At 70.6% G+C, this 7611-nt stretch carries 8 protein-coding genes and 1 pseudogene; 7 read left to right on the top strand and 2 right to left on the bottom strand.

Translation table 11 applies throughout. From position 1 onward, the window contains the following. The 3 genes and pseudogenes from OZN99_RS20820 to OZN99_RS20830 all read left to right on the top strand — a co-directional run. Nucleotides 1-705, top strand: a 705-nt coding sequence (locus OZN99_RS20820; RefSeq protein WP_270937174.1) for a penicillin acylase family protein, incomplete at its 5' end; no start/stop codon positions are given. Then, nucleotides 705-2192 (top strand): GH3 family domain-containing protein, encoded by a 1488-nt coding sequence (locus OZN99_RS20825; RefSeq protein ID WP_270937175.1) that lies wholly within the window; start codon nt 705-707, stop codon nt 2190-2192. The genes OZN99_RS20820 and OZN99_RS20825, both read left to right, overlap by 1 nt. 141 nt (nt 2193-2333) lie before the next feature. Then, a pseudogene (locus OZN99_RS20830) lies at nt 2334-2876 on the top strand (integrase core domain-containing protein); the annotation flags it as partial. Here the strand turns inward: OZN99_RS20830 and OZN99_RS20835 are convergent. After that, nucleotides 2873-3661 carry a fumarylacetoacetate hydrolase family protein gene (locus OZN99_RS20835; RefSeq protein WP_270937176.1) on the bottom strand — a complete coding sequence of 263 codons (789 nt, stop codon included), beginning with the start codon at nt 3659-3661 and terminating at the stop codon, nt 2873-2875. The pseudogene OZN99_RS20830 and the gene OZN99_RS20835 overlap by 4 nt on opposite strands. A gap of 191 nt (nt 3662-3852) precedes the next feature. Here OZN99_RS20835 and OZN99_RS20840 point away from each other — a divergent pair, with 191 nt between their 5' ends. From OZN99_RS20840 to OZN99_RS20850, 3 genes are read left to right on the top strand one after another with little or no spacing between them, the layout of a single operon-like run. Then, entirely contained in the window at nt 3853-4866 is a 1014-nt protein-coding gene (locus OZN99_RS20840) for a Bug family tripartite tricarboxylate transporter substrate binding protein (protein ID WP_270937177.1), read from the top strand. Between the two features lie 16 nt (nt 4867-4882). After that, a complete protein-coding gene (locus tag OZN99_RS20845; protein ID WP_270937181.1) occupies nt 4883-5497 on the top strand; it encodes a tripartite tricarboxylate transporter TctB family protein in 615 nt (204 codons plus the stop codon). Between the two features lie 15 nt (nt 5498-5512). Then, nucleotides 5513-7015: a tripartite tricarboxylate transporter permease gene (locus OZN99_RS20850; RefSeq protein WP_270937178.1), complete on the top strand. Its 1503-nt coding sequence runs from the start codon at nt 5513-5515 to the stop codon at nt 7013-7015. 36 nt (nt 7016-7051) lie between these two features. On the opposite strand, the gene OZN99_RS20855 is transcribed toward OZN99_RS20850, so the two are convergent. After that, nucleotides 7052-7324, bottom strand: a complete 273-nt coding sequence (locus OZN99_RS20855; RefSeq protein WP_270937179.1) for a DUF6489 family protein — start codon at nt 7322-7324, stop codon at nt 7052-7054. 107 nt (nt 7325-7431) lie between these two features. Here OZN99_RS20855 and OZN99_RS20860 point away from each other — a divergent pair. After that, the coding region (locus tag OZN99_RS20860) for a hypothetical protein (RefSeq protein WP_270937180.1) at nt 7432-7611 on the top strand (180 nt) is incomplete at its 3' end.

Genomic DNA, 7611 nt, shown 5'->3' on the forward strand with positions numbered 1-7611 from the left:
GCGCTGGCCGCCGGCCTCGGCGAGCGGCTGGCGGCGCTGCACGGGGGCCATCCCGCGCCGCGGCTGCGCGACGCGCTGGCAGGCTGGGAAGGCGACTACGCCCCCGACAGCCGCGCACCGGTCGCCTTCGAGATGCTGCTGCGCCATCTGGTGCCGGCGCTGGTGCCGGAGAGCCGGCGCGACGCCACCGGCAATCCGCGCGGGGCCGAGACGCAGTGGAACTTCCTGACGACCTTCCTGCTGCGCGACCTGGACACCCTGCCGCCCGCCCGGCGCGAGGCCGTGCTGCGCCAGGCCGCTGCGGCCGCCGAGGCCGATCTCGGCCGGATCGGCAGCTGGGGGGATCTGCACCGCCTGCGGGCCGCGCATTGGCTGGTGAACCTGCCGGTCCTCGGGCGATGGTTCGTCTATGCCGACTACCCGACCGGCGGATCGCGGGAGACACCCATGAAGACCAGCCACGGCCTGCTGGACGGCACGCAACGACCGGCCAATTTCGGCTCCATGGCGCGGCATGTCAGCGACATGGCGGACCCTGACGCCAACTGGTTCACGCTGTGGGGCGGGCAGGATGGCTGGATCGGCTCGCCGGCCTTCATGGACCAGGTTCCGCTCTGGCGCGAAGGCCGCAGCATCCGCGTGCCGCTGCGGGCCGATGCCGTCGCGCGCGACTTCCCGCGCATCACGAGGATCGAGCCCCGCTGATGCTGGACGGCACGCCGATCCTCCGGCTGTTCACCCGCGCGCGCGTCGCGCGGATGCAGGCGCTGGATGCCGCGAGCGCGCAGGAGCAACTGCTGTTGCGCCTGCTGCGTACGGCGCGCGCGACGCGGTTCGGCAGCGCCCACGGCTTTGCTACGATCCGCTCCGTGGCGGAGTTCCAGGCCCGCGTCCCGCTTCGCCGCTACGAGGACTTCTGGCGGGACTGGTGGCAGCCCGACTTCCCGAGCCTGCGCGACGTGACCTGGCCCGGTCTCGTTCCGTATCTAGCGCTGTCCTCCGGCACCACCTCCGGCACCACCAAATACATCCCGGTCACGGCAGGCCAGGTGGCGGCCAATCGCGGCGCCGCGCTGGACACCCTGGCCTGGCACCTGCATGCCCATCCGCGGGCACGGCCTTTCGCGGGTCTGTCCTTCATGCTCGGCGGCTCCACCGCGCTGCAGGAGCTGGCACCGGGCGTGCGCGGAGGCGACCTCTCCGGCATCGCCGTGCATGAGGTGCCACGCCTGCTGCGCCGCCGCGCCTGGCCGCCGGAGGACATGGCGCTGATGCCGGACTGGGACACGAAGCTCGCCACCCTGGCGGAGCGCACGCCACGGCGCGAAGTGCGCGTGCTGACCGGCACGCCGTCATGGCTGCTGGTGCTGCTGCACCGGATGTCGCCGGATGGCGCGCCGCCCTTCCCCAACCTGGAGCTGCTGATCCATGGCGGCGTCGCCTGGGCGCCCTATCGCGATCGCCTCGCACCCTTCCTGCCCGCGGGCTGTGCGACGCGGGAAGTCTATCCGGCGAGCGAGGGCTTCGTCGCGATCCAGGATCGCGGCGAGGGCGAGGGCATGCGGCTCGTGCTGGATCGCGGCTGCTTCTTCGAGTTCGTGCCGGTCGAGGAACTCGAGTCCCTGGATCCGACGCGCCATTGGGTGGCGACGATCGAGACCGGCGTCGACTACGCCGTCGCGCTGACCACCAATGCCGGGCTGTTCGCCTATGTGCTTGGCGACGTCGTGCGCTTCGTGGAGCGCGCGCCGCCGCGCCTGCTGGTGACAGGGCGGACCGCCTGGATGCTGTCGGCTTTCGGCGAGCACGTCACCGGCGCGGAGATCGCGCAGGCGCTGGACACCATCGGCATCCCGCTGGGCGAATGGTGCTGCGGGCCGGAATTCGTCGGCGCCCACGGGCGGCATCGCCTGGTGCTGGAGACGGTGGCGGATGTGCTGCCGCAGGTCGTCGCCGCCCGGCTGGACGAGGCGCTTCTGGCCGCCAACGAGGACTACGCGGCGCACCGGCACGGGGGACAGTTGCTGGAACCCGCCGTGGACGTGGTCCGGCCCGGCGCCTTCGAGGCCTGGATGCGCGCGCAGGGCAAGCTCGGCGGCCAGCACAAGGTGCCGCGCGTCATCGCGGACCCGGCGCGCTTCGCAGCCGCGGTCGCCGGATTGACCTCGCGTTCCGCGGACGCGACCGGGTAGGTGTGCAGTCCCGGGGTGTCGTGGTGCGTTCTCCCGTGAGCAGGAGGACGCCCCATGGCAGCTGGTCTTCACGGCTCAGCCCGCACGACGCCGCGTGTTCGAGCCGAGCTCCAAGCAGCGAAAGAGGGCGCCCGCGCCCTGGCCGAGCGCAAGCTCTGCATGTTCCTCGCCATCGACCGGGTCTCCAAGTTCACCCACGTCGCTTTCCTCGGCGCCAACACCAAGGCCAATGGCGCCGCGTTCCTGCGCGCGGTGGTCCAAGTCTTCCCTTGCCGGATCCACACCGTGCTGACCGACAACGGCATGGCCTTCGCCGACCGGCCTAAGAACCGCGGCCGCCACGCCGCCATGGAGGCCATCTTCGGCGGCCACATTCTTGACCGCGTCTCCGATCAACACAGCAAAGAGAACAAGCTGACCAAGCCCAATCATCCTTGGACCAACGGCCAGGCCGAGCGGGTGAACCGCACCATCAAGGACGCCACCACCAAGGCCTTCCACTACCCGGACCTCGACGCCCTCAAGGCGCATGTCCAGGCCTTCGTCACAGCCTGCAACTTCGGCAAGCACCTCAAGGCACGACGATAGCGGACCCCCTTCCAGCCCGTCTGTGATGCCTGGGCAAGGGAGCCCACCATTTTCAGGATCAACCCGCACCACCTCATCCCGGGACCAAACATCTAGGTGCCGGCGGGCGCACCGGGCGCGAACACATTCCGGAGCGTGCCGATCCCTGCGACGGTGACCTCCACCGTCATGCCCGGCCGCATCGGCAGCGCGCCCACGCTCGTGCCGCAGGCGATCACGTCGCCCGGCGCGAGAGTCATCTCCCGCGAGAGCAGCGCGACGATCCGCGCCGGCGGCAGGATCATGTCGGCGCAGGGGTAGTCCTGGCGCACTCGGCCGTTCAGCGCGACCTGCACGCGGAGCGATGACCAGTCGAGCCCGGTGGCGATAGCCGGGCCGATCGGCCCGAAGGAATCGCACCCCTTGGCGCGCGCCCACTGCGCGAAGGACGGATCGGCGTTGAGCAGGTCGAGCGCGGTCACGTCGTTCACGCAGGTCAGGCCGAAGATCGCGTCGGCGGCCTCCTCCTCCGTCGCGTCGCGCACCGTCGTCCCGATCACCAGGCCGAGCTCACCCTCGTAGATCACCCGTCCCGTGTAGGACGATGGCGGCAGGATCGCCGCCTCCGGCCCCACGACGCTGCGCGGCGACTTCAGGAAGAACAGAGGCGTCTCCGGTATGGCCAGGTTCTGCTTCGCCGCGGCCTCCCGGTAGTTGTTCCACAAGCCGACGAAGACCGTGGGCCGCACCGGCGGCAGCAGCGCGACGTCCTGCACCGCCACGCTCTCCCCTGTCGGCGCGGCGCCGGCGAGGAGGTCGCCGGCATGCACGCGGACCGACTCGCCCTCGAGCGTGCCGAAGCCCTCGACACCGTTTCGGCTGAACCGGACCCAGAGCGCCATGCGACATCCCCTTGTTGCGCCGGCAGGAAGCCGGGTGTGCTGCGCCGCGGCAAGCCGGCCTTTAAATCTTTACACGATTTTCTTTGATTTACCGTGCTTTCCGCCCCAATCGCCGTCCAACCGCAACCGCCGGAACGGGCGTTGCGCACGGAACGGCGCGCGCCGCGCGTCGCGATGAACGGGAGACGGGAATGCCGCATATGCTGTCGCGCCGCACGCTGGCGATGGGTCTCGGTGGTCTCGCGGTGGCGGCCCTCGGCCGTGGCGCAGCCGCCCAGCGCAGCTGGGAGCCGAACCGGCCCGTCCAGTTCATCGTGCCGGCCGGCACCGGTGGCGGGGCCGACCAGATGGCGCGCGTCATCCAGGGCATCGTGTCCAAGCACAGCCTGATGCGCCAGCCGATGGTGGTGGTGAACAAGGCCGGCGGCGCCGGCGCCGAGGGCTTCCTGGAAGCCAAGGGTGCGCGCGGCAACCCGCATCTGCTGGTCATCACGCTCTCCAACATCTTCACCACGCCGATGGCCACCGGCGTGCCCTTCAGCTGGCGCGACCTGACGCCGATCTCGATGATGGCGCTGGACGAGTTCATCCTGTGGGTCAACGCGCAGTCGCCCTGGCAGACGACCGCGGAGTTCATCGCCGCGGCCAAGGCCAGCCGGCTGCGCATGGGCGGCACCGGGTCGAAGCAGGAAGACCAGATCATCACCGCCGCGATCACCCGCGCGACCGGCGCGCAGTTCAACTACGTGCCCTTCCGCGGCGGCGGAGAGGTCGCCGTGCAGCTGGTCGGCCGACACATCGACAGCACCGTGAACAACCCGATCGAGGCGGTGACCCATTGGCGCTCCGGCGCGCTGCGGCCGCTCTGCGTCTTCGACAGCCAGCGCCTGTCCGGCACCGAGAAGATGACGGAGACGATGGCCTGGCGCGACATCCCGACCGCCAAGGAGTCCGGCCTCGACGTCGAATACCTGATGCTGCGCGGGATCATGGGCGCCCCAGGCATCACCCCGGCGCAGGTCGCCTTCTACGTGGACCTGCTGGGCAAGGTGCGCGAGACGCCGGAATGGCGGGAGCTGATGGCCCAGGGCGCCTTCAACACCACCACCATGACCGGCGACGCCTTCCGCGCCTGGCTGGAGAGGGAGGAGACCCGCCACCGCACCCTCATGCAGGAAGCCGGCTTCCTTGCCGGACAGAGCTGAGGAACCGCGCGTGACGATGCAGCACATCGGCGGCCGCGACATGCCGCGGGCCGTGCAGGCGCCGGACGGCGCCGCCGCCGGCGCCGCCACCGCGGAGGCCTTCGTGCCGGAGCGGCGCGCCGTCGCCGGCGTCTCGGTCCGCACCATGGAGATCGCGACCTCCCTCTGCTTTGCCGCAGCCGGCGCCGCGGCCATCTGGGACAGCGCGCGACTGGGGGCGGGCTGGGGCGCGGATGGGCCGCAATCCGGCTACTTCCCGTTCTGGATCGGCCTGCTCCTGGTATTGGCCGCTGCGGCCAACCTGTTGCCGCTGGCGCGCGCCGCGCGGGCGCGCGGCGAGGATAGCGGCGGTCCCGATGCGCCCGCCATGTTCCTCACCTGGGAACAGGCGCGCACCGTCGCGACCGTCTTCATCCCCACGACCATCTACGTAGCGGCGATCCCCTTCACCGGGATCTACGTCGCCTCCGCCGTGCTGGTGGCATGGTTCATGGCGCGACTCGGCGAGTTCAGCGTCTGGCGCGCGGTCCCGTCCGGGATCGCGACCGCGCTGGTCGCCTTCGTCGTGTTCGAAATCTGGTTCCTCGTCGCGCTCCCGAAGGGTCCGCTCGAAGAATTCCTCGGCTACTGAGCGGAGCGCGCCGGAATGGAAGAACTCGGCCTGCTGATGCAGGGTTTCTCCGTGGCCCTGCAGCCCGAGAACATGATGCTGATGATGGTCGGCATCATCCTGGGCGTGCTGATCGGCGTGCTGCCCGGGCTCGGCGGCGCCAACGGTATCGCCATCCTGCTGCCGCTGACCTTCGCGATGTCGCCGGTCTCGGCGGTCATCATGCTGTCCTGCATCTACTGGGGCGCGCTGTTCGGCGGCGCCATCACCTCCATCCTGTTCAACATCCCCGGCGAGCCCTGGTCCGTCGCCACCACCTTCGACGGCTACCCCATGGCCCAGCAGGGCCGCGCCGGAGAGGCGCTGACGGCGGCCTTCACCTCCTCCTTTGTCGGCGCCTTCGTCGCGGTGGTGATGATCACCTTCGTCGCCCCGATCGTGGCGCAGTTCGCGTTGCGCTTCGGCCCGCCCGAGTTCTTCGCGGTGATGTTCCTGTCCTTCGCCGCCTTCGTCGGCATGGGCCGCGGCAGTCCCGTGAAGACGCTGATGGCGATGATGCTCGGCTTCCTGCTGGCCGCGGTCGGCATGGATGCGATGACCGGCCAACTACGCATGACCTTCGGCCAGACCGAGATGATCCGCGGCTTCGACTTCCTGGTCGCGGTGATCGGCCTGTTCGGCATCAGCGAGATCCTCTCCTCCATCGAGGACGGGCTGCGCTTCAAGGGCCACAAGGCGAAGATCGACATGAAGGTGGTGCTGCGCACCTGGCTCGAACTGCCGAGGCACTGGGCCATCGGCATCCGTTCCGCGCTGGTGGGCTGCTGGATGGGCATCACGCCAGCCGGCGCCACGCCCGCCTCCTTCATGAGCTACGGCATCGCGCGGCGCATGTCGAAGCACGGCAAGGACTTCGGCAAGGGCCGCGTGGAGGGCGTGATCGCGCCCGAGACCGCGGCGCATGCCGCCGGCACCTCCGCGCTGCTGCCGATGCTGACCCTCGGCGTGCCCGGCTCCCCCACTGCCGCGGTGCTGCTGGGCGGGCTGATTATGTGGGGGCTGCAGCCCGGCCCGATGCTCTTCGTTGAGCAGAAGGACTTCGTCTGGGGCCTGATCGCCTCCATGTATCTCGGCAACATCGCCGGTCTGCTGATCGTGCTGGTGGCGGTGCCGTGGTTCGCGGCGATCCTGCGCGTGCCCTTCTCGATCATCGCCGCCATCATCCTGGTGGTCTGCGCGATCGGCGCCTTCACCGTGAACAATGCCGAGTTCGACATCGTGCTGATGCTGATCTTCGGCATCATCGGCTACGTGCTGAAGAAGCTGGAATATCCGCTGGCGCCGCTGGTGCTGGCGCTGGTGCTGGGCGACCGGACGGAGGAAGCCTTCCGCCAGTCGCTGCTGGTCAGCGAGGGCGACCTGACCGTGTTCTTCCACGGCTGGCTGTCGGGCTCCATCATGGCGGCCGGCATCGCGCTGCTCGCCTGGCCGCTGCTCACCGCCATCTGGCCGCGGCGGGCCCGCCCCGCCGCCGCCTGATCCCGCACCCGCCGGGGGACGCCCTCCCCCGGCAGGTCAGCGGGGCTCGCCCGGTCCCTTCGGCGGCTCGGGCGGGGCCGCGCCTGGCCACATCGCGCCGGTCATGGCGCGCAGGAACGCCTCCGGCATCTGCGGCGCGAAGGGCATCCAGCTGCGCATCAACGCCTCCGCCGAGGTGGCGGAGGCAGCCTCCTCCACCCTCGCCTGCAGCCGCTCCATCACGGCCTGCTGCAGCGGCGCGACGTCCGGCAGGCCGAAGAAGCGCCGTGCCTCCTCGGGCGTGCAGTCCATTTCGACCGTGATCTTCATCGCTGGCTCCCGCCTGGGTCCGGAGAAGATGGCGCCGCCGGCCGGGCTGTGCACCCCGGGGCCGGCCGGACAGCCGGGGCGCGGTGCCGGGGGGCGGAAATCGCGCTATGGTCGGGGTCATGCGCCTCGTCCTGCCGGCTGTCCTGCTCCTCGCCCTCGCCATGCCCGCAACCGCCCAGCCCTGGGCCAGCGAGGCGCAGCGCGCCGCCGGCCGCCAGGCCCTGGCCGCCGCGCAGGCCGGGCGCTTCGCCGATGCCGCGAGCCTCGCCCAGGGCGCCGATCCGCTG

Source organism: Falsiroseomonas oryzae, from assembly GCF_027856955.1.
GTDB classification, from domain to species: Bacteria; Pseudomonadota; Alphaproteobacteria; order Acetobacterales; family Acetobacteraceae; genus Falsiroseomonas; species Falsiroseomonas oryzae.